Source organism: Mesorhizobium sp. M7A.F.Ca.CA.002.04.1.1, from assembly GCF_004022805.1.
GTDB classification, from domain to species: Bacteria; Pseudomonadota; Alphaproteobacteria; order Rhizobiales; family Rhizobiaceae; genus Mesorhizobium; species Mesorhizobium ciceri.
Window position 1 is genome coordinate 1 of record NZ_RZPL01001046.1, and the last position, 1346, is coordinate 1346.

A 1346-nucleotide genomic window follows, 5' to 3' on the forward strand; every position below is an offset into this window, starting at 1 on the left:
ATGCCGAAGTGTTCGCCGCCGCCAACCCCGAGGGCGCCAGCCGGCTGATCCTTGCGATCCCCAATGCCTTCGAAGCCGGCCAGATCGTGCTCCGCGCCCGCGCCGCCAATCCCGCTATCAACGTCATCGCCCGTGCCCATTCCGATGCCGAGGTCGAACATCTCAAGGGTTTGGGCGCCGATACGGTGATCATGGGCGAGCGCGAGATTGCGCGCGGGATTGTGGAAGAAGTTCTCGGTTCCAAACCGGAGTTGAGGCGCGAAACCGCCGAGCCGTCGGTGGCCTGAGTCCCAAAGCCCAAGCTGCACTCTCGCACGCTGGCAACGTGATCGGCTCGACCACCCTTTCAAGCGAGCATCACGCCACGAATGCAGAGCCGCCATTTTGCGCGATACCGCTGAGGTATTTGGCCGGCGGCTTCCCAAGCGCCTTCTTGAACATGGTGATGAAGGCCGTAACGGAACCATAGCCGAGATCGCCCGAGACCTGCTGGACACTCTTGCCGGAAGCCAGTTCCCGAATTGCAACGATCAAGTGCAATTGCTGGCGCCAGCGCCCGAAACTCAGCCCCGTCTCCTTTGCCACAAGGCGGGCGAGGCTGCTCTCGCTGAGCGCGATGCGGTTGGCCCATTCCGCCAGTGTGCTGCGGTCGGCAGGGTCTTGCGCCAACGCTTCGGCGATCCTGTTCAAGCGTGGCTCGGACGAGATCGGCAGGTGCAATTGCTGGACAGGCATGCGTGGCAATTCGGTGAGCAGCATCTTGGTCAAGAGTTCGCCCCTCGCCCCGTCACCCTCCACCCGATCGGAAAGCTCGATGATCAATTCGCGCAGCAGGGGCGAGATTGAAAACGTGCAGCACCGCTCCGGCAGATCGGCGGCTCCCGGCTCTATGTAGACGAAAAAAATCCGGGCGTTGGCGGTTGCGACATTGCTGTGCTCCATGCCGCCGGGGATCCACACCCCGCAATGCGGCGGCACCATCCATAGACCGCTTGGAACGCGGCATGTGACGCCGCCGCCGAGTGCGAAGACGAGTTGGCCTTTGCGGTGCCGATGGGCGGGGACTTCCGCTCTGGTGTCGGGGATGTCGACGCGCACGGCAATCGCCGGCGCGGCAGGGTCATCCACATCGAGATCGAGCCAGGGGTAGCTGAGGGGTTGTCTCATGGTTGACTGTTATTAGCGATTAAACGCCATGATAGCTAAATTCTTTAACAGCGAAAGTCGATAAGCTCCGGCTCGTACTCAGCTTGCCGTGCTTTCCACAGCAAGCTGGCACCGACAAGCCAGCAACAAGGTACGCCATGCTCGCCCTGGTCATCTCTCCCGAAAGCGCGACCGGGTTG

2 protein-coding genes are annotated in these 1346 nt (G+C 62.0%); one reads left to right on the forward strand and one right to left on the reverse strand.

Annotated features, from left to right (window positions below):
* A partial coding sequence (locus ENZ75_RS31940; protein ID WP_206617153.1) for an NAD-binding protein occupies positions 1-287 on the forward strand: 287 nt, incomplete at its 5' end.
* A 70-nt stretch (positions 288-357) separates the two neighbouring features.
* On the opposite strand, the gene ENZ75_RS31945 is transcribed toward ENZ75_RS31940, so the two are convergent.
* Positions 358-1167 carry a helix-turn-helix transcriptional regulator gene (locus ENZ75_RS31945; protein ID WP_063169019.1) on the reverse strand — a complete coding sequence of 270 codons (810 nt, stop codon included), beginning with the start codon at positions 1165-1167 and terminating at the stop codon, positions 358-360.
* Positions 1168-1346 lie beyond the last annotated feature (179 nt).

Coding starts and splice junctions, on each gene's coding strand:
- ENZ75_RS31945 (WP_063169019.1), bottom strand. CDS start 1,167: ATGAGACAACCCCTCAGCTACCCCTGGCTCGATCTCGATGTGGATGAC.